The sequence below is a fragment of the Sphingobium sp. B11D3D genome (assembly GCF_025961755.1).
Classification (GTDB): Bacteria; Pseudomonadota; Alphaproteobacteria; order Sphingomonadales; family Sphingomonadaceae; genus Sphingobium.
The window spans coordinates 2,268,495-2,288,169 of sequence record NZ_JAOQOG010000001.1 but is presented as its reverse complement, the minus strand read 5'-3'; the positions used below and the strand labels follow the sequence as shown (position 1 = coordinate 2,288,169).

16 protein-coding genes and 1 tRNA gene are annotated in these 19,675 nt (G+C 65.3%); 8 read left to right on the top strand and 9 right to left on the bottom strand.

The annotated features are described in order from the left end of the window. Window positions 1–45: 45 nt before the first annotated feature. Window positions 46–1,314 (bottom strand): MFS transporter, encoded by a 1,269-nt coding sequence (locus M2334_RS10795; RefSeq protein WP_264569951.1) that lies wholly within the window; start codon window positions 1,312–1,314, stop codon window positions 46–48. A 263-nt stretch (window positions 1,315–1,577) separates the two neighbouring features. Between M2334_RS10795 and M2334_RS10790 the strand changes: the two genes are divergently transcribed. Together M2334_RS10790 and M2334_RS10785 are read left to right on the top strand one after the other, a co-directional pair. Next, window positions 1,578–2,588 (top strand): alpha/beta hydrolase, encoded by a 1,011-nt coding sequence (locus M2334_RS10790; protein ID WP_264605393.1) that lies wholly within the window; start codon window positions 1,578–1,580, stop codon window positions 2,586–2,588. A gap of 161 nt (window positions 2,589–2,749) precedes the next feature. Next, the gene (locus tag M2334_RS10785; protein WP_264572221.1) at window positions 2,750–3,340 is read left to right on the top strand and encodes a PAS domain-containing protein; all 591 of its coding nucleotides are present in this window, start codon (window positions 2,750–2,752) and stop codon (window positions 3,338–3,340) included. Window positions 3,341–3,387: 47 nt separating this feature from the next. Here M2334_RS10785 and M2334_RS10780 read toward each other — a convergent pair whose 3' ends face one another. From M2334_RS10780 to M2334_RS10755, 6 genes are all read right to left on the bottom strand, one after another. After that, a complete protein-coding gene (locus M2334_RS10780; protein ID WP_264579232.1) occupies window positions 3,388–3,981 on the bottom strand; it encodes a superoxide dismutase family protein in 594 nt (197 codons plus the stop codon). A gap of 92 nt (window positions 3,982–4,073) precedes the next feature. After that, on the bottom strand, window positions 4,074–5,156 hold the full coding sequence (locus M2334_RS10775; RefSeq protein WP_264605392.1) for a YihY/virulence factor BrkB family protein: 1,083 nt from the start codon (window positions 5,154–5,156) through the stop codon (window positions 4,074–4,076). After that, window positions 5,153–5,383, bottom strand: a complete 231-nt coding sequence (locus M2334_RS10770; RefSeq protein ID WP_264605391.1) for a hypothetical protein — start codon at window positions 5,381–5,383, stop codon at window positions 5,153–5,155. The genes M2334_RS10775 and M2334_RS10770 overlap by 4 nt, the downstream gene beginning before the upstream one ends. Next, window positions 5,383–9,645: a translocation/assembly module TamB domain-containing protein gene (locus M2334_RS10765; RefSeq protein ID WP_264605390.1), complete on the bottom strand. Its 4,263-nt coding sequence runs from the start codon at window positions 9,643–9,645 to the stop codon at window positions 5,383–5,385. Before M2334_RS10765 ends, M2334_RS10770 begins: the two co-directional genes overlap by 1 nt. Continuing rightward, window positions 9,645–11,819, bottom strand: coding sequence for an autotransporter assembly complex protein TamA (locus M2334_RS10760; protein ID WP_264605389.1), 2,175 nt, complete (start codon window positions 11,817–11,819; stop codon window positions 9,645–9,647). Before M2334_RS10760 ends, M2334_RS10765 begins: the two co-directional genes overlap by 1 nt. 204 nt (window positions 11,820–12,023) lie before the next feature. Continuing rightward, a complete protein-coding gene (locus tag M2334_RS10755; protein ID WP_264594757.1) occupies window positions 12,024–12,473 on the bottom strand; it encodes a hypothetical protein in 450 nt (149 codons plus the stop codon). A gap of 242 nt (window positions 12,474–12,715) precedes the next feature. Between M2334_RS10755 and M2334_RS10750 the strand changes: the two genes are divergently transcribed. Together M2334_RS10750 and M2334_RS10745 are read left to right on the top strand one after the other, a co-directional pair. Beyond that, entirely contained in the window at window positions 12,716–14,155 is a 1,440-nt protein-coding gene (locus M2334_RS10750; RefSeq protein ID WP_264594756.1) for an FAD-binding oxidoreductase, read from the top strand. 86 nt (window positions 14,156–14,241) lie between these two features. Then, window positions 14,242–15,021, top strand: coding sequence for a SapC family protein (locus M2334_RS10745; RefSeq protein WP_181559273.1), 780 nt, complete (start codon window positions 14,242–14,244; stop codon window positions 15,019–15,021). Between the two features lie 258 nt (window positions 15,022–15,279). Here the strand turns inward: M2334_RS10745 and M2334_RS10740 are convergent, their stop codons facing one another. Beyond that, window positions 15,280–16,113, bottom strand: coding sequence for an N-formylglutamate amidohydrolase (locus M2334_RS10740; RefSeq protein ID WP_264594755.1), 834 nt, complete (start codon window positions 16,111–16,113; stop codon window positions 15,280–15,282). Between the two features lie 210 nt (window positions 16,114–16,323). Here M2334_RS10740 and cpdR point away from each other — a divergent pair, with 210 nt between their 5' ends. Continuing rightward, the gene (cpdR, locus tag M2334_RS10735; protein WP_181561372.1) at window positions 16,324–16,701 is read left to right on the top strand and encodes a cell cycle two-component system response regulator CpdR; all 378 of its coding nucleotides are present in this window, start codon (window positions 16,324–16,326) and stop codon (window positions 16,699–16,701) included. A 53-nt stretch (window positions 16,702–16,754) separates the two neighbouring features. Beyond that, a tRNA-Val gene (locus M2334_RS10730) sits at window positions 16,755–16,829 on the top strand. A gap of 91 nt (window positions 16,830–16,920) precedes the next feature. On the opposite strand, the gene M2334_RS10725 is transcribed toward M2334_RS10730, so the two are convergent. Then, window positions 16,921–17,352: a DOPA 4,5-dioxygenase family protein gene (locus tag M2334_RS10725; RefSeq protein ID WP_264594754.1), complete on the bottom strand. Its 432-nt coding sequence runs from the start codon at window positions 17,350–17,352 to the stop codon at window positions 16,921–16,923. Between the two features lie 186 nt (window positions 17,353–17,538). On the opposite strand from M2334_RS10725, the gene M2334_RS10720 reads away from it, so the two are divergent. Both M2334_RS10720 and M2334_RS10715 read left to right on the top strand, forming a co-directional pair. Next, the gene (locus M2334_RS10720) at window positions 17,539–18,813 is read left to right on the top strand and encodes an O-acetylhomoserine aminocarboxypropyltransferase (RefSeq protein WP_264594753.1); all 1,275 of its coding nucleotides are present in this window, start codon (window positions 17,539–17,541) and stop codon (window positions 18,811–18,813) included. A gap of 31 nt (window positions 18,814–18,844) precedes the next feature. Further along, window positions 18,845–19,663 carry a DUF3445 domain-containing protein gene (locus tag M2334_RS10715; protein WP_264594752.1) on the top strand — a complete coding sequence of 273 codons (819 nt, stop codon included), beginning with the start codon at window positions 18,845–18,847 and terminating at the stop codon, window positions 19,661–19,663. The last annotated feature ends 12 nt before the right edge of the window (window positions 19,664–19,675 follow it).

The window sequence follows — 19,675 nt, the reverse complement described above, 5'->3', positions numbered from 1 at the left end:
GCATTTTTCCGGCGCGGGCCGCAGCGTCCGCGCCGGGAGCGCCCGTCAGGCGGTCGGGCCGGTGTCGCCGATGATGACTTCCTTGCGGTAATCGGCGCTGTTGCGCTCGGCCAGCCGGCTCGCAAACGGCTGCTTGCGCCAGTTCCAGATGCACTGGATGGCAAGGCCCGTCGCCATCAGCGCGCCAAGCGCGATGCTGTAGCGCGCGTCACCCAGCCCGTCGCCGATCAGCGCCATCGCAAGCGGCGCGATGACCGCGCTGAGGCAGGTGAAGAACAGCAGCAGCCCCGCAACCGAGCCGTGGCGCGCTTTCTCGAAGCAACTGATGCCGGTCGAGTTGATCGTGGGGTAAAGCACGGACATGAACAGGCCGGTGGCGGGCAGGGCGTAGATGGCGACGCCCCTATCCCCCAGCACGGCGATCCAGAACAGGATCGTCATTGCGACGGTGCACACGGCGAGCACAGCGGTCCAGTCATAACGGGCCAGCAGCCACACGCCGAGGAAGCGACCGGCAGCGCGAAGCACGAAGAAGATCGAGACGGCATAGACCGCGAGCCACGCGTTCGAGCCCTCGTAACTGGCGAGGAATGTCGGCGTCCACACGTAGATCGCGGCTTCCGCGCCGACATACAGCATCAGAGCGGTGGCGAAGAACATGGCGGTGGGATCGGTCATCATTCGGGCAGCGTCGCGCGGATCGGCAGGCTTTTCATCCGCCCGCACCGGGGTCGGGAAGCGCGCGCCGAATGCGCCTAGCACGAGCAGGGCACAGATGCCGGCGGCGAGGAAATAGACCCACTTCCAGCTCAACCCTTCCTGTAGCGACCAGGCAACGACGGCCGGGCCGACGATCGCGCCGGCGCCGAAGAAGCCTTCGACCAGATTCATGATCGTCGAATGCTCGCGCGTCGACCGGGAGATGTCCCCGATCAGCGCGAGCGCCCCGGCCTTGAAGATGCCGATGCCGATGCCAGAGATGAACAGCAAGGCGACGAAGAACAGGAAGTCGTGTCCGGCTGCGAAGGCGACAGAACTGAGGCCAAAGAGCGTGAGGCCGATCAGGATCGTCGCCTTACGGCCGATGCGGTCTGCCAGAAAGCCGAGCGAGATGGCCGAAATGGCGATGCCGGACATCGTCGCATATTGGAACGATCCCGCCGCCGTCATGCCCAGATTGAACTCGCGGATGATCTGCGGAATCACTGTACCGACCGAATCGGTGGTCATCGCGAACATCGCGAACATCAGGAAGACCAGCCATTTCAGCAGGGCCGATGCGTTGCTCGGCTGGATGTGGGGGCGTTCCGTCACTTTGCGATCCTCTCGGCCTTATCGTTCCATGGCAGCATCGGTCGAACCAGGCTGCCTGCAGATGATCATTCCGCAGCAAGGCGCGGCGGATGAGGGCATGGCTGTAATCGATTGCTTTCGCAATGTCGATTGGCTCAATATCGGCAGATTGAGGGGGCGGCCGCCACCAGCCGGACGGCTTGCAATGCAATCGATTACCGCTAGTGTCTGCGGCGTTGTGAACATAAGCCGGCTCAGCTGGCGACGATGATGGGACAGGACTGATGGCAAAGGAAGACGGCGCACTCGATCGCAGGGGCTTTCTGGCGGCAGCGGGCATCGCGGCCGCTGTGGTCGGCGTAGCAAGCGCGCCGATGGCCGCTGCCCAGCCGCCGGCCGGGATGCCGCCTCGCGTCATTCCGCCTTCCTGGACTGCCGCGCCGACCATCGACCTGTGGGTGGGCGCGCCGCCCGAAAGCGGCTTTTCGGCGCGTCCTCTGCCGATGGACAAGGCGCCGCCGGTCTTCATGCACAATGTCGACAAGCCCTATCTGCGCGTCTTCCGACCGGCCAAGTCCAATGGCCGCGCGGTGCTGGTCATTCCCGGCGGTGCCTACATCTTCATTTCCATCGACAATGAAGGGGCGGAGGTCGGGCAGGCGCTTGCAGCGCGGGGCTATACGGTCTTCGTCCTCGTCCACCGGCTGCCGGGGGAGGGCTGGACCAACCGGTCCGACGTGCCGCTGCAGGATGCGCAACGCGCCATGCGCCTCATCAAGTCGATGGCCGGGACCTATGGCATCGATCCTGATCAGGTGTCGGTGCTCGGCTTCTCGGCCGGCGGACATCTGGCGGCGACCCTGATCACCGATTTCGCGCAGCCGGTTTACGCCCCGCGCGATGCCATCGACCGGCTCGACGCGAGGCCGCGCACTGCCGGGCTGATCTATCCGGTCATCAGCATGCGCATGCCGGATACCCACGCGGATTCGCGCAAATATCTGCTGGGCGAGAAGCCCGATCCCGCATTGGTCGCCCGGCGCTCGCCGGCCGCCCATGTCGGGCCGCAGACGCCGCCCACGTTCTTGATGCACGCGCTCGACGATCCGGCGGTGCCGCCGTCGAACAGTCTGGAGATGCTGCAGGCGCTGCGTGTCGCGGGGCGGCCGGTGGAGGCGCATTTCTTCGAGGAAGGCGGCCACGGTTTCGGGCTGGGCTGGCCGCAACTGCCGGTCCGCCAGTGGCTGGGGCTTTTCGTGGCCTTTCTGGACCGGCACGCCCGGCCGGAGGGCTGAGGAAGGCTCACAGCTTACTCCCTCTTCTTCAGAGGAGGGGCCGGGGCGAGGGGGCTGGAGGGCTAAGGCTGCCATGCAGCCGCGCAATAAAACGCGTCCGGACACCACCATTCTCCCGCCAGACCTTGGCGGTGCGTACCGCTTTTGATATCGCTGCCGGCATGGCCATAAGCGACATCATCGATGCCAGTTCGACCGCAGCGGTGATCAGCAATCCCCGGCTGCCCGATAATCCCATCATCGCCTGCAATGAGGCGTTTCTGCGTCTTACCGGCTATAGCCGCGCGGAAATTCTCGGACGCAATTGCCGCTTCCTACACGGGGCCGAAACGGAAGCCGCATCAAGCGAATTGCTGCGCTCGGCTATCCGGCAGAAGAAGCCGGCTATTGTGGAGATCACCAATTATCGCAAGGATGGCTCGCCGTTCCGCAATGCGGTGATGATCGCGCCGATGTTCGACACCGATGGCGGGCTGGAATATTTTCTGGGGTCTCAGGTCGAGGTTGCGGCCGTGGCATCCGCCGGGCCGGACAGCCGCAAGGGCATGGCCACCGCACGCGTCTCGGCACTCACCGAACGGCAAAGGCGAATCCTGGTGCTGATGTCGGCGGGCAAGCTCAACAAGCAGATCGCGTTCGACCTGGGGCTCAGCGAGCGGACCGTGAAAATGCACCGCGCCGCGCTGTTTCAGGCGCTGGGCGTCCGAACCGGGGCGGATGCCATCCGGCTGGCTGTCGAAGCCGGTTACTGACCTCGCGATCAGCCCCGGCTTCGAGAAAATTCAGCCAAAGCGCGCGGTCAGGCGCCCGCTTGGAAGACGCCGCACGCAATGCGCCCGCCGCTATCGCCAGACGGATCGGTGCGCTGGTCGTCCGTGCCTTCATGCACGACGATCGCCGAGCCATCGGTGTCCATCAAGCCGGCCATCGTGGCGCCCTTGAGCGTGTATTCGAGCGTACCCCGGCCATCCTCGCCAATGTCGATGTTCGGCATGTCGCCGGCATGCTGACCCTGCGGGTTTTCCAGACCATGTTTGGTGCTGGCAGGATTCCAGTGACCGCCCGCAGTGGTGAAGTCGGGCGCATCGCACTTGCCGGTCATATGCACATGGACACCCTTGCTCCCTGAAGGCAGGCCCTGCAGGGCGAGCATGATCTGCAAGCCGCCATCCATGGCGCGGATGGTCGCGGTGCCGGCCGGCGCGCCCTGCGCCGTCTGCAGGGTCGCGGTGGCGCTTTCGCCGCTCGCCATATTGCCCGTGGCATTGCCCATCATGGCATTGTCGGCAACATTATCGGCCGGCACGGCGTTGTTCTGCGTGTGATCGGGGCTGCTACAGGCTGCCAAACCCAGCGTGGCGATTGCGGCCACGGCGTAAATCCTTGCAGTCACGGCATTACTCCCATTGCTTACGGATATAGAGCGAACACGAGAGGGAAGCGGATCGTTCCCGAAAAGATTGGCAGCGTCCCCGGCGACCCCGCTCAATGCGCCTTGTTGGCAGCCCGATCGGCGTCGCGCCGGCGCTTCTTTTCGAGCAATATGCGGCTGGCATCATTCACCGCCAGATTGTCCGCCATCACCGCGCCGCGATGGCCGATCGGGCGATCCGGCCCGATGGTGGAATCGACCATCGTCTGCCGCTCCATCTCGCTGTTGACCTCAGCGCCGATCAGCACCGCAAAGGCGGAGAGGAACAGCCACATGAGGAAGATGACGACGGCGGCAAGCGAGCCATAGGTCGCGTTATAATTGGTCAGATTGGCGACGTAGAAGCCGAAGCCCAGCGTGATCCCCACCCACAGCAGGGTGGAGAGCACCGACCCCACAGAGAGCCAGCGCCATTTCGCGGCTCTGCGGTCTGGCGCATAGCGATAGAACACGGCGAAGGTGAGGCTGATGAGCACGCCCGCGAAAATCCAGGTCGCCAACTGGATGATCAGCGCCGAACCGCTGCCGATATAATCGGAGAGCACGCGCCCGGCATAAGTGAACAGCGAGATCGCCAAGGTGCCGATCACGCCCACCGCGACCATGCCGACGGTGATGCCGGCGGCCACGCCGGTGGTGCGGAAGAAATTGCGCGTCTCATGCTCTTCATAGATGATGTTGAGGGCCGCGATCATCGCCGTCGCCGAGCGCATGGCACCATAGATCGAAAAGGCGAGGGCCAGCACCAGACCGAAGCCCTGCGCTGCCTTGCTGGTCGTCACGATAGCGAGAAGCTGCTCTTCCAGGATGGTGAGCACCTCCGGCGGCACGAAGCCGCGCAGCAAATTGACATTGCTCGCGACGATCTGCGGATCGCCAATGAGGCCGTACAGCAGCACGATCGAGGCGATGAGCGGCACGAAAGCCAGGAAGGAGAAGAAAGCGACCCCGGCGGCGAGCAGGCTGAGATTATGGAAGCCAATCATCACGTAGATGCGCTTGAGGATCGCCCACCACGCTTTGGGCGGCAGAGAGAGCGGCGAATCGCCCTTAGCGCCGGGGATTTCTTCGGCAAGCACTTCGAGTTCCTGGGCAGAGATCGGGCGGTCCTCCTTGTCTTGGTCGGTATTGGTCATGGTTGGGCCGTGGCGTTGTCGGCCACATCATTTTCATCGATGGGGAGGGCGAGGCGGCCGGCCGCGGCAGAGGCATTGAGTTGCTCGTCGAGCTGCGCCTGCATATTGGCCGCCATGCCCTCGATCCGGTTGGATTCGGTAGCATAGCGCTCATCGAAGCTCGGCTCCGTGCTGCACCCCGCCAGCCCGAGCGCTGCCAGCATCGACAAAATCGTCACCGCGCGCATCAATAATCCTTCCGGTAGCGCAGGTTCACGCCGGACCCGCCGAAGTTGCTGACCGAACTCAACACTGAGAGCGCTTTCGAGAGGCTGATTTCCAGCTGCGTGGCGGTATGGCCGCGCGCATCGGTGATGATCTCCACATAGACATCATTGCTGATATACTGACCCACGGCGAGCGAAGTGCCCCGGCCTGTTTCCTCGTCGGCACCCAGCAGACGCAGCCGGTCGATGCCACCGGCCGATTGCAGCACGCCCAGCGGATTGAGGCCGCCCGAGCCGCCACGCAGCGAGTTGAGCGAGGCGGCCAGCTGCACGGCCTGGATGGCGCTCAGCTCGCCCACCGAATTGCCGAACAGGATGCGCGCCATCAGTTCGTCCTGCGGCAGGCTGGGCGTGGAGGTGAACGCGATCTGCGGATCCTGAGCATTGCCGGTGATCGTGATGGTGATCGTCACGTCCTCGACCTCGCCGCTCGCGACGATGCGCAGCTGCGGGTTGGTCATCTCGGGTCCGCTGAAGGTGATCCGGCCCTGCTGAAGCTCGAACGAGCGCCCGGCAAAGCCCAGCGTGCCGCGCACGAGGTTGACGCCGCCGGTGATCTGCGGCGCTGCGCTGGTGCCAGCGACGCGCAAATCCGCCGCCCATTCGGACTCAAGGCCCATGCCGCTCACATAGATTTGGTTATCCGCCTGCACGCGCAGGTCCAGCCGCCAGTCAGAGGGGATGGTCTTCATTGGCTCAGGCGCGCCGGAGATGCGCTCGCGCTTGAGCGTCGGCTTGCGCCGCACGCCGGTCAGCGTCGGGACTTCCGCGCTGCCCTGGAAGACGATGCGATAGCGCGTCTCGGGCAGGGTGAGGCGCCCCGTGATCGTCGGTGGCTGGTTGGGGCCGTTGACCACCTGGATCTGGCCGGTCGCCCGCGCCTGCAGGCCATCGCTGCGCGCCAGCTGCGCATTGTTCATGTCGATGCCGAGCTGGATGGGGAAACCCTGATCGGAATTGAGCGAGACCGATCCGCTGGCGCTGACCGTGCCATTGCCGGCATTGGCGGTGAGGCTCTCGACCTCCAGCCGGTCGTTGGTGAAGCGTCCGCGCACGGCCATGTTGGTGAGGCGGGTGCCGTAGCTGGTGTTCTCATAGGTGAGGTTGCTGGCCCGCACGACACCCGTGAGTTGCGGCGACCGGACCCGTCCGCTGAAATCGGCGGCGACCCCGACTGGGCCCTTGAGGCTCTGGTCCGGCAGCGCGGCGAGTGAGAAGAGCACGTCGGCCGGGCCGTTGTAGCGCAAGCCGCCGGAAAGAGGCGCGGCGAGCAGGCGAGTCGACCAGCTGCCGGCGCCCGGCCCGAGGGGCTGGAGGTTGACCTTCATCCGGCCGATCGCGGCGCCGCGCCGGCGGATGAGCGCATTCGCCTCGCCACCTTGCGGGATCAGCCGGCCGGCGAACTGGATATCGACCGGTTCGGAGACGGCCGCGAGGCTGGTGCGGGTGAAATCGTCGATCGTCAGGCGGGCGTCGGCGGCAGGGAAGGCCGTCTCGCTGGCTTGGGTGAAATCGAGACTTCCGGTGGCCTTTCCGCCGAGGCCAAGGCCGGGCATGAAGGGATTGGCGATGGCGAGGTTGAGATCCTGCATTCTGGCCTGCACGGCCATGCCGTCGCCATAATGGCCGGCAAGGTGCAAGGTGCCTCCGCCGACCGTGAGCCGCGTCGGGGCGAGCGTATAGCGTCCGTTCGATGGCACGATGCGCATCGGCGAGCTTGTCTTGACGTCGACGCCGTTGAATCGCCCGTCCAGCGCGAGCTGCCACAGGTCTCGCGCCATGCGGGCGTTGGCGGCCAGGCGGAACGGATAGCGCGTGCGGCCCTCGACCAGCAGTTTCGCCTGACCGCCCCCGTCGCGATAGTTCAGCGTGCCGCGCGCGACCGCGATTGTGAGATCGCCCATCCGCGTGCCGGCAAGCTGCGCATCGGCAACGACCTGCGGCTGCTCTGTCAGCAGAATGTCCGCCTTGATGAGTGCCTGCTCCACGGTAAGGCCGGCCTTGCCGGGCAGGCTGGCATTGCGCGCGGTGGCATCCACCAGCGCGCGCTGCACGGGGCCCTGCGCGGAAAGCGCAACCCGCCCGTTGATGCCGGACCCATCGGCCAGCAACGTGCCCTCGAACGGGCCGGCGCGGCTTTGCGAGACGCGCCCGGAGAGGCCGACGCCGCCGAAGCTCGTGCCTTGGCGCACATCAACGGTCAAAGGCCCGCGCGCAGTCATTACAGCCAGATTGAGGTCCAGCGGTCCGTAGTCGGAGGCGCCTTCGCCCTGCACCAGATAGGTGCCGTTGTCGCCCCGCACGGTCGCCGTCACATTGGCGAGGCCAATGCCAAGCCCCGGCCGCTCGGCTGCCAGCCGGACCAGCGGGCGATTGACCGTGCCTGTGACCTCGACGCCCAGCGGGCCATATTGATCCGAGCTTCCGCGCCCGGAGAAGCGCACGCTGCCATCAGCGCCGTAGCGACCGCGCGCGCCGGTCATGCGGAATTGTGGCGCCGAGACGTTCAGCCGCTCGACGCTGGCCACGCCGTTGCTGTCATAGCCGACATCCGCGACGATCAGTGCATTGCCGCCAAGAAAGCTTTGCAGCCCGTCGTTCAGCAGGCGTGTCGAGCGCGCGGTGACGCGGCCGCCGAGGCGGAAAGAACCGTTCTGGCCGGTTTTGAGGTCCATGTCGGTTTGGAGGTTGAAGATGCCCACGCTCTCGACCTGATAGCCATTCACCCGGCCATTCAGGGCGCCTGTGTAGAGCGCGGTGTTGAGGTCGGCCACGATCACGGCGGTGGCGTCGATCCGGTCGGACCGCAGCCGCATATTGTCCGAGAGGATGCGGCCATTGGCATAAGCCAGGTCGCCGTCCAGGCTGACATTGGTGAGCAGTGGCTCGATGCTGGCATTGACGCCGCTGATCCGCCGGGCCCGTCCCTCGACGGGGATCATCCAGCGATCCTTGTCCAGCGTCGCGCTGCCGGAGACGGCGAGGCCTTCGATCAGCGTGGCGCCGAAGCCAATCTGGCGGGCGTTCACGCCATAGCGGATCGTGGGGGCAACGAAGGCGCCGTTGAGCGTGGCGTTCATGGCGATGTCCGCGCCGCGCAGGTTTTCGGCGATCACGCTGGGCTTGGTGAGCCGGAAGGCGAGATCGAGATTCTCCATGCGGCTGGCACCCAGATCGATGAGGCCTTGGGCGCCGAAGGTGAAGTTGTCGCTGGCCAGGCCGCCACGAATCTGGGCGCGGCGGTCTGCGAGGGCAGCGGTCATGTCGATTTGCGTCACCGGCTCGAGCATGGCGCGAGCCGGGCCGGTGAGGAAAAGCCCGGGCCGCAAGGGGCCACGCACCGTGAAGGTGCCGTCGCGGCCCGTGATCGCGACATTGGCAAGGCTTTCGCTGCCCATCCGGCCCGTCAGCTTGCCGGTCCAGCTCTGCCAGTCACCCTTGCCGGCCAGCGCGATGGCTGTCGGCTGGGCGATGCCGGTGTAGCTTGCCAGCAAGCCCTGCGCCGGCGCCGTTACGCGCAGATCGACCGCCAGGCGATTGAATTCCGGTACCGCGTCGAGCAGCAGCGCCAGCCTGTCACCACCCGCAACGCCCGGCGCCACAATGGCGCGCCCGTCTGCCTTGATCCGCGCGCGGCGGTCCGCAATGTGGACCGTCCCGGCGAGGCCGAGCAGGTGCTTGCGGCCGGTCACCGGGGTGTCGATCTGCAGGCGGCCAATGTCGAGCCGGTTCACGTCAATGTCGAGATCGGGCAGCAGCGGCCCATCGCTGGATGGCGTCGGCTTGAATTCCGGCGAGCGATCCAGCCGGGCGGCGGGGATCAACAGGGAGCGGATGTCGACATGGCTGCGCGCATAGGCGAGCGGCCGCCAGTCCATCTCGATGAGCGGCGCGCTCAGGAATACGCCCTTTGTATCCCGCACCTCTACGTTGCGCAGACGCATGGCGCCGAAGATCGAGCCATCGATCCGCCCAATGCCGATCGACATGCCGTTCTCGAATTTGAGCCCGGTGATCTGCCGGGTGACGAACCCCCGCCCACTGTCACTGTTCAGCCAGGCATAGCCGCCAATGATGACGGCCAGCAGCAAGGCGAGCAGCGCGCCGATGCCGATCAGCACGCGGCGCGGCCAATTCCGGCGGCGGACGATCACGGTTTCGGCAGTCGTCTCTTCCGGCATATCCGGGGCGATCGGCGCGGGGGGCGGGGTCGGATCAGCCATCAGAAAGCCTGCCCGATGGAGACGTAGACGGAGATACGGGATTCTCCCGGCTGGCGGTTGATCGGTGTGGCGACATCGAGCCGCATCGGGCCGAAATTGGTGTAGAAGCGCCCGCCTATGCCGACGCCGAAGCGCCAATCGTCAAAGCGTGGCACCTGGCTGGTATAGACCTGCCCGCCATCGATGAAGCCGACGATGCCATAATCGCCGAAGCGATAGCGCACTTCCGCTGCGGCCTCGACGAGGCTGCGGCCGCCGATCGGCCGGGCATCGGGATCCTTGGGGCCGAGTTCCTGATAGCCAAAGCCGCGCACCGATCCGCCGCCGCCGCCGTAGAAGCGCCGCGAGGGTGCGATCTGCTCACGCGCCGCGCCGCCGATCATACCGACGCGCGCGCGGCCGGCCAGCACGAAGCCGTCCGAGACGGGATAGTAGCCCGTGCCTTCCAGCAGGGCGCGGGCGTAGGTCTGCGCGCCGCTGCCGAGCGATGCCTCCGGCGAGAGCCAGGCGGAGATCCGGAAGCCACGGGTCGGGTCGAGCAGGGAGTTGGATGTGTCTAACGTCACCTGACCGGGCAGCGCCGCGACATAATAGGTCCGCCGGCGCAGCTCACCGGCGTCGAAATTATAATCCTGCTCGTTCGAGCCGAGCAGCTCGAAGCCGAAATTGTAGGTCAGCCGCTTCTGCCAGATGGGCGTGCTTTCGTAGGCGATGCGGCCATACAGACGGCCCGTGAACGCCTCGAACGCGTCGAAATTGCTGTGGCGCGCATCGATGCCCAGTTCCACGCTGCGGTCCCGCTTGCCGGCATTCGAGCGACGGAAGGAGACGCCGAGGCCTTGCTCCAATGTGCCGGCCGTGCCCTGAACAATGAGCGCGCCCTCGGGTGGGAACATGTTCCGGTGCGTCCAGCTCCCCTCGACCTTGACGCCCTGGCCCGTGCCATATCCGGCTTGGGCGGCGAGGGTGCGGGCGGGGCCGGCCTCCTGATTGACGATGAGGGTCGCATAGTCGGTGCCGTCGCCGGCGGGCTCGCCGCTCGGGCGGGGCGTCACGGATCCCACGGAGAGCAGGCCGGTAGCGATCAGCGCCTGACGCAGATCATCGATCTTGCGGCTGTCATACAACTCCCCTTTGCGGAAGCGGGCGATCTTCTGGATATGGTCCGCCTCGAACACCGGCTTCTCGCCCTCGACCACGATGTCGCCGAAGCTGCTGCGGGGACCGGGGGTGATCGGCAGCGTGTAGTCGCCGGCCTCCGTCTCCGGATCGAGCACGATATCGCGCTGGCCGACATTCACGAACGGATAGCCGTTCTCGGGCAAGGTCACGGCGATATTGGCTTCCGCGCCGAGAATGCGTTCGGCCACGATGGGGTCGCCGCTGCGGGGCCGGAAGGCGCGCGTAATGAGGTCCTCGGGCTGTACTGGCGTCGCATCGAAACGGATCTCGCCAAGATGATAGCGCGGGCCGGGGGTGGCCTGCAGGATGACCGTGATCGGTCCCTTGCTGTCCTGCTCGGGAAGCTCTAGCGAACCCCGCACCGTGGCATCGAAAAAGCCCTGCGAGGAGAGGATATCGACCAGCAATTTCTGGTCTTCCTCCAGCCGGGCATTGATCATGGCGCCATTGTCGGCCTTGCCATCGCCATCTTCGAGGGCGGAGAGCGACTTGAACTGGCTGACAATGTCCCCGCCATCGACGGGCAGCACCGGGCCGGCACCGTCCAGCGCGGAGAGACCCTCGATCTTGTAGCTGTAGCGCAGCGAAGGGGCGGGCCCCTCGTCAGCCTCGGTATACTGGCTCTCATCGAAGGTTTCGACATCGAAGGCGTTAAGCGGGGTGAGGGGCCGGTCGAGTTCCTTGTCCAGTTCGGGCGGAGCAGGCAGGCCATTATCCTCCGATTGTTCGGTGGTGGTCGGCTCGGCGCTCACGCTGGCATCTCGGCCGGTGCTGGCCGCGCGCCGGTCTGCGTCGGCTTCCCATGCCTGGACGCTGCCGAGCGGGGCGCTTTCATCGATCGGCGGAATACTGGCGTCGAACTCTTCGTCAGAAATAATCGGTTCGACAGGAGCCGCGTCTGGATTCTGCGTCGGCCGCGTCTGATCGGTCGCGGTGGGCTGGGCCTGTGCGGGATAGGCGAGCAGGCACAGCATCCCGGCACTCGCCAGCAAGCTTCCACGCCAGGCTTTTCCAAAGTTCTGCGTGCTTGGCTTCAAGCCTGCCTTCGGTAATCTTAGTCGCAACGACGGCTCCCCTGTCGCGATTGACGCGACGTCCGCGAGCCTTGAGGCTCCCCGTCATGATAATGCTGCGGCGGCGATATGGTTTCTGGCCTCGAACGCGGAACGCGAAATTCCGCCCCGCTTATCGGCAGGTTATCTATCGGACCGCGCGCGCCTTGGCTCGTCGTCAGGTTCGGCGTGCACGACCTGGGCCGTGAGGCGCGAGAAGCGCTCGATCTCGCAGGCAGAGCCATTGCGAGCATGCAGCATGTCCCGCCCGGCGCACAGCACCCCATCCTTGTCGGGCGAGATGTAGAAGCCCGAATAGAAGTCCGCTGCCCGGCAGGCCCGCCCCAGATGGGCGCGGTAGCGCTCGGTGTTGCTCACCACCATCGTCACGCCATCGGCATGCGTCACCACCGCCGCGCGGATCAGGTTGAGGGGGAGGCAACGCGGGCCGCGCCCTTCCTTCCACTGGATGACCGGGGGCGCCGGTGCGGCTGTTCGGGGTTGCGCCGGCATGGTCGGGATGCGGATGATCACTCGCTGTTCGATGGAGAGCTGGGCGAGCTGGACCTGTCCCATGCGGGCCATCGGGCTCATCTCTGGGCTCGCCACGCGCTGCTCGGCCTCTACGGCCTGCGATGCTCCCAAAAGCAGGAGCGGCAGCAAAATGGTTGGCGACGATGCTGGCAATGAACTGACCCCAGGGGAGGAAAATGCCCTAACCCTTACCGCTTGAACAGCCGATTAATTGTATGATCAACAACGAAGGCGCGCGCTTCGCAAGCATTTTTGCGCGCAGATGGTGGTCATGCGGCGGCGCAGAGGGCATATAGGCGGGCATGATCTCCGAGACAGTTCTGGACGCCTTTCGTGCGATTGCTGGTCCCCGTGGCCTGATAGAGGATCGCGATCTCATCGTGCCTTGGCTGGGTGACTGGCGTGGCAAATATCATGGCGAGACGGCGGCCATTTTGACGCCCCGCTCTACGCAGGAGGTGGCCGCGATGGTCCGCTGCGCGCACGATCATGGCGTCGCTTTGGTGCCGCAGGGCGGGAATACCTCCATGGTCGGCGGCGCGACGCCCCCGGGCGATGGCAGCGCCCTCATCCTCTCGCTCCGCGCGATGAACCGGATTCGCGCGATCGATCCTGCCGCCAATCTCGCCGTGTGTGAGGCAGGCGTCATTCTCTCGACGCTGCATGAGGCGGCAGCGGCGGTCGGTCGGCGGTTTCCGCTGAGCCTGGGCGCCAAGGGATCGGCAACAGTGGGTGGGCTGGTCTCCACCAATGCCGGCGGGACGCAGGTGCTGCGGCACGGGACGATGCGCGCGCTGGTGGAGGGCATCGAGGCGGTGCTGCCGGATGGCTCGATCCACGATGGGATTGCCGCGCTCAAGAAGGACAATCGGGGTTACGATCTCAAGCAGCTGCTTATCGGGGCGGAAGGAACGCTGGGGATCGTGACGGCCGCGAGCCTTCGCCTGGTGCCCGCGATTGCCGATCGGGCCGTGGCTTGGGCCGGCGTGGAAGACCCCGCGCAGGCGCTGGCGCTGCTGCGGTTTCTCGAGCGGCGCCTCGGGTCCGTCGTGGAGGGATTCGAGGTGATGGCGCGCGATACGCTCGGCCATGTGCTCGATGTGATCCCCGACACTCGCGCGCCGATCGAGACCAGGACGCCGTGGAATGCGCTGATCGAGGTGGATCTGGACGCGGCCGACGAGCAAGAGAGCGCGGCTGCCCGGCTGGAGGCCGCTCTGGCCGAGGCCTTCGAACAAGGTCTGGTCGTCGATGCGGCCATCGCCGCCAGCGAGGCGCAGGCTGAGGCATTCTGGAAGCTGCGGGAAAGCGGATCGGAGGCGGAGCGGGCGCAAGGCCCCGCGCTGCAGTTCGATGTGAGCGTGCCGATTGCGGACATGCCCCGCTTCATGATCGAGGCGGCAGCGGCGTGCGAGGCGCGGTTCCCGGGGGCGACGGCTTCGTCCTTCGGACATCTTGGCGATGGCAATGTGCACTTCCATGTTCGCGCGCCGGCCGGCACCGGCCCAGGGCAGGGGGCGGACTGGCTCGCCTCGCACGGAGAAGAGGCAACGCGCTTCGTCAACGACATTGTCGTGGCGATGCACGGATCGATCTCGGCCGAGCACGGGATCGGCCAGATGAAGATCGCGGAGTTTGCGCGTCTTACGCCACCCGCCCAGCTGAATGCGGTGCGGGCGATCAAGCGGGCGTTCGATCCACAGGGCCTATTCAATCCCGGCAAGCTTGTGCCCCTTGCCTAGGCCCGAGCGGCCCTTTATGGCCGGGCGTCATTCAGCCGGCCCATCGGGAACGGGCTGATCCATGTCCGTTTCAGGAGACCGATGTCATGGCCAGCGCGCCACAAGCCCAGAATTTGCCTCTGCTTTATAACGATCTGGTGCCGCTCAATGTGGAGCAGCACGGCAAGTACACGCTGCGCAACTATGACACCGCGCCGCATATCGTGGGCGTCCACGCCGTCCCGCTGACGCTCGACGAGTTCGCGCAGGCCCAGCGTTTCCTGCCGATCGTCTTCTCCAGCGGCCCCAATCCCGTGCCGCTGGCGCTGATGGGCCTCAACGAGGGCGTCAACACGCTGGTCGACAGCGAGGGCAAGCTGCGCCGCGAGGACGGCTATGTTCCGGCCTATATCCGTCGCTACCCCTGGATGCTGGTGCGCCTGCGTCCGGATTCCGACGAGCTGTCGCTGTGCTTCGATCCGACCAGCGAGATCGTCGGTGAGTATGAGGACGGACGTCCGCTCATCGAAAATGGCGAGGCCAGCGAGCTGACCAAGGAACTGCTCGCCTTCTGCCAGCAGTTCGAGGAAGCGGCGATGCGCACCGGCCAGTTCGTCAAGGAACTGCAGGAGCAGGAGCTTCTGATGGACGGCGAGCTGAGCATCCAGATTCCCGATCAGGAGCAGCCCTTCGTTTATCGCGGCTTCCAGATGGTCAACGAGGAAAAGCTGCGCGAGCTGCGTGGCGATCAGTTGCGCAAGTTCAACCAGAGCGGTGCGCTTCCGCTCATTCATGCGCATCTGTTCTCGCTGCAGGGCATGCGTGAGCTGTTCTTCGCTCAGCGCGCCCTCGGCCTCGGCCCGGTGCCGGCTTACCAGATCAGCTAAATCGCGCCCCTCGCTCAGCCGCTCGATTTTTTCGGCGGGGCGAGGCGATAAGTTGAAAAAATCATCTACCTCTTGCGGCCCGGGCTTGAAAAGGCTCGGGCCGTGCCTTAACTTCGGAATACGTAATGGCTTGTTCCCCCTTTCGAGCCGTTGCGTGGGCGTCCCGCCCTTTCGGGACGTCTCCTCCCTGAACCTGGGCCACCCTGTGCATCGCACGGGGTGGTTTTTTATGGTTAAACGGAGATGGCTCGGTCTGCGCTATTCGGCCGCCAGCGGCCGGGCAAAGTCAATCAGCTCGCGCGAGAGATGCTCGGCCAGTGTCACCAGCAGGCCCTGCACATTGGCAAGGCCAGGCCCCGGTTCGGTCATTGCCGCGTCCAGATAAAGCGACCGATCGAATTCGATCTGAATAGCGTGAACGTCCCGCTCGGGCCCGCCATGTCGCTCGAGAATATGGTTACCCGCATAGGGCGCGTTGATCGCCACCGGCAGGCGGTGCCGGCGGATGACGTCTGCACACAGGTCGGTCAGCCGATCCGTCGCGCTCCGCCCGAATCGGTCGCCGATCACCACGCGCGGAGTCGGTATGTCGGTCGTCGTGGCCTTGAGCGGTGGCATGGAATGAATGTCGAGCAGCAGCGCGATGCCATAGCGCCGGCGCGTCACGTCTAGCGCAGCCGCCAGCGCGGCGTGGTAGGGGCGATGGACCTGCTCGATATGCTGGCACAAGGCAGCGTAGGGCAGAGGATCGCGCCAGAGACCGCCCGTCGTCGCCAGCCGCTCCGGGATCAGCCCCAGGCCACCGCGCAATTTTGCGCTGCTCTGGCCACGAAAGCTCCATGGCGCCCCCTGGATGCCACGCAGATCGACCTCCCGCTCGTCGCGATTGAGATCGATCAGGGCGCGGGGCTGGCGCGCGATCAGCACATGATGGCCTTGCTCGATGAGCCTTTCCACCAGCAGATCGGCATAGCGGTCCTCCAGCCCTTGCAACGCCTTTTGCGAAACGCGGGCCCGCGCAAGCAGGGCGGGGGAATAATCCCGCCCCGCGTGAGGGACGGCGAACACCAGAGGGCCGCGATCACCGGCCACGCCGTAGTGATGAAACGCGTCATGACTCCGGGCAGGCTTGGGTCGCAATGGTCCTCCACAGGGCCGCTTGCGGCTGCGAAATTTTCCGCAATTGGCCGCAACTGATGGAAATTCTTAATCGCTTTTCGCATAAAGCAAGGGGTGACGCCAAGGCCTATCAGGCTTTATGGCGGTGTGATCGACGAGTATCCCGGAGGCTTCGGCACGCGCATGTTTCGCATTTTGTTGGCGGAAGACGATGACTCGATGCGGCAGTATCTCGTTCGTGCGCTCGAACGCTCCGGCTATGAGGTCGTGGCGGTGGACCGGGGCACGGCGGCGGTGCCGATCATCGAGGCCGAGCATTTCGATCTGCTGCTGACCGATATCGTGATGCCGGAAATGGACGGCATTGAGTTGGCCCAGCATGTCGCGTCCGTCTCGCCGCATACGCGCGTGATGTTCATCACAGGCTTTGCAGCGGTGACCCTGCGCGCGGGGCGCGTCGCGCCGGAAGCCAAGGTTCTCTCCAAGCCGTTTCACTTGCGCGATCTGGTGATGGAGGTCGACCGAATGTTCAATCGCACCAGCGCGGAGAACCTTCTCTGATATTTGCGCTTGCGCCGCCCTCGCGCGTTGCGTAAGGGCCTCTCCTCTCAAGTGGGCGTGTAGCTCAGTGGTAGAGCACTGTGTTGACATCGCAGGGGTCGCAAGTTCAATCCTTGCCACGCCCACCATGGAAAACCCCGCCAGGTTCAACGACTTGGCGGGGTTTTTCTATGCTTGTCGCGCCGCTCCGAGAGGCGCTGCGACAGGAATGCTCCTTCGCTAAATGGTGACTCCGGCAACGGGCGCGGAATTGATCTCACCCACATCATTCGGCTCTGCGCCCTCGGTCGGCAGACGGTCTCCCAGGATCGCCTGCGGGGTGCCGATCCACAGCGCGTCCTCCAGATGATCGCGCCGCTGGTTCAGCGTATTGGGATGAATGAGGATGCTCAGTCCGCCGTGGTTGAGCATCAGCCAGGGCACCAGCGTGTCGAACAGGCTGCAGGCGAAGGCGATCTGGAACATGGATTGCGTGTGCGGCCCGACCAGCCGATCGTGCCAACGCCCCAGCCGAACGGAAAATCGATCGGACACGCCCGCGCGCAGGCGCTCCGCCACCGGGCGCGTCGCGGCATCATAATAAATATGCGCATGATAGCTGCCGATCTCGGCGATCTGGCGGGGGCGGGGCGTGGGGTCCTGGATGTGCATGGCGTGTCCTGTCTGTGGTGCCTAGTTGGCGATCGGGAGCCATCTCCGCAAGCAGATGGACGATCATCGGTCTGCAGGCACGCGCTGGCGGTAGGCTTTGCGTTGGCGAGACGCTAAGGAGCCTTCTGTATGGCGGTCCGTGCCGCTGTCGGTCACGCTTCGCGCAACACAAAGGAGAGCAGCCCCGTGAGCCAGAAGATCGATACCCTCGCTGTCCATGCCGGAACCGAGCCCGACCCGACGACCAAGGCGCGGATCACGCCGATCTATCAAACGGCATCCTATGTGTTCGATGATGCCGATCACGCCGCGCGCCTCTTCGCGCTGCAGGAGTTCGGCAACATCTACACGCGAATCATGAACCCCACCAATGGCGTGCTGGAAGGCAAGATTGCGGCGCTTGAGGGCGGTGCTGCCGCGCTGGCCGTGGCCTCGGGTCATGCCGCGCAGTTCCTGGCGTTCCACACGTTGCTGGAAGCCGGCGATCACATCGTCGCGGCCAAGAAACTCTATGGAGGCTCGCTCAACCAGATCGGCCACAGCTTCAAGAAGATGAGCTGGGGCTCGACCTTCGTGGATGCGGACGATCCGGCCAATATCGCCGCGGCGATCACGGACCGCACGCGCGCCGTGTTCATCGAGAGCCTCGCCAATCCCGGCGGCGTGGTGCAGGATATCGAGGCGATCGCGAAGATCGCGCATGATGCCGGCATTCCGCTGATCGTGGATAACACGCTGGCGACGCCGGTGCTGTGCCGCCCGATCGAGCATGGCGCGGACATCGTGGTGCATTCGGTCACCAAGTTCCTTAACGGCCATGGCAATTCCATCGGCGGCGTGATCGTGGATGCCGGCAAGTTCGATTGGGTGAAGTCCGGCAAGTTTCCTGCGCTGACCCAGCCCAACGACTCCTATCACGGCGCCGTGCTGAGCGACGCGGTAGGGCCGATTGCCTTCATCATCGCCTGCCGGGTGCTGGGCCTGCGCGATCTGGGGCCTGCGTTGGCGCCGATGAACGCGTTTCTCGCGCTCACGGGCATGGAGACACTCTCGCTGCGCATGGAGCGGCATTGCGACAACGCGCTGGCGCTGGCGCAGTGGCTGCAGAAGCATCCCAAGGTGGAGTGGGTGCGCTATGCGGGTCTGCCGGACGATCCCTATCATGCGCTCGCGCAGCGTTATCTGGGCGGCAAGGGCGGCGCCGTGTTCACCTTCGGCGTGAAGGGTGGGCGTGAGGCTGGCATCAAGCTCGTCTCGGGCGTCAAGCTGTTTAGCCATCTGGCCAACATCGGCGATACCCGTTCGCTGATCATCCACCCTGCTTCGACCACCCATAGCCAGCTGTCAGAGGCGGAACTGGTCGCAGCTGGTGCCGGGCCGGACGTGGTGCGCGTGTCGGTTGGTATCGAGCATATCGACGACATTATCGCCGACATGGCGCAGGCGCTGGACGCGCTCTGAGGATGGCAGCCGGGCACGGAGGCGGGGCAGCATGACGCTTGGCTTCTCCGTGCCCGATCTGCTGGGCGCAGCGCGGATGGGCCGTGCGATGACCATGGGCCTGCGCCGCGTGCCGGAGGAGGACTGGCTCTGGCCGGACTTCGACCGCGCCGCCCGCGCCGCCGTGTTCGATGCGCACCCGGCGGCGGTGCAGACGCTGCCCGGTGCCTATGGCGCCATCCGCGAACTCGGCGCGATGGTCGGCATTTCAGGAGAGCTGGTCGATATCGCGCGCGGCTGCTGGGAAGACCTGTGCATCATGCAGCAGGCGGAGCCTGGCGGGCCGTGGCAGCTTACCGCCGCTGCGGTGGGCTTCCCGACCGACTGGCGCATTGCGGACAAGATCCGCCGACCGATGGCGCAGATCCATGCGCCCATCCATGGCTATGCCGAGCAATTGGCGCCCGGTGTCGATCATTTCATGAATGGGCTGAAAGCGGGGCCAATTTTCGCGCGGGCCAACTGGTTCATCGTGCCGTCCATGGAGTGGCGCTATCTCCCGACCGTCGATGAGGCCGCCGCGTTTGCGCATGTCACGCCGGACAATGCCGGGCAGACGCTGATCGTCCGCTGCGAACGGCAAACGCTGAGGCGCCTGCCGGAGAGCCGTGCCATCCTCTTCACCATTGGCATCGCTCGAGAGCGGCTGGGCGATCTGCCGGGAGAATGGCCTGTGCGGCTGAGCGCGGCGCTTGCTGCGATGCCCGCCGATGAACAGGCGCGGCGGCTGGTCGGGCGTTATGCGGATGCGCTCAGGCGTTATGCTGATGCCGCCAATGGCAAGAGTAGCTTTTCAAGCGCCTCGGCCTGAGGCAGAGGGGCA